Here is a 593-nt window from a genome sequence, read left to right as displayed (position 1 = left end):
CCCAGCGCCCACAGCGGCCACAGGCCCCAGCGCGAGACCCAAGATGCATAGGGCGTGACCGCCCCGCTGCGCCCCAGCACCTCGCCGGTCAGCACGCCGCGCACGTGCGACGGCAGGCGCTGCGTGACCACGCCCCGGTGGTCGATGATGGCGGTGGCCCCCGTGTTGGTGGCCCGCACCATCGGGCGCTCGAACTCCAGCGCGCGCATGCGGCTGATGGCCAGATGCTGGTCGATGGCCACCGAATCGCCGAACCAGCCGATGTTGCTCAGGTTCACGAAGATCGTCGGCGCCTGGGCGGGGTCGGTGAATCGCGCGCCCAGTTCTTCGCCGAACAGATCCTCATAGCAGATGTTGGGCGCGATGCGCTCGCCCGCCCAGAGGAACGGCGCCTGCCCCACGGCGCCCCGGTTGAAGTCGCCCAGCGGGATGTTCATCATCTCGGTGAACCACCGGAAGAACGGCGGGATGAACTCGCCGAAGGGCACGAGGTGGTGCTTGTCGTACTGGTACGGCGCGGCCTGGCCGGGCGCGAAGCCCATCACCGAGTTGGTGTAGCCCAGCGCCATGTCGCCCAGCGGAATGCCCAGCAG

1 protein-coding gene is annotated in these 593 nt (G+C 69.3%); it reads right to left on the bottom strand.

Going from position 1 to position 593, the window contains the following annotated elements:
* A partial coding sequence (lnt, locus tag AC27IO_RS25235; protein WP_498741347.1) for an apolipoprotein N-acyltransferase occupies positions 1-593 on the bottom strand: 593 nt, incomplete at both ends.

The sequence above is a fragment of the Acidovorax sp. KNOB132 genome (assembly GCF_057541515.1).
This window is presented reverse-complemented; position numbering and strand designations above follow the sequence as displayed.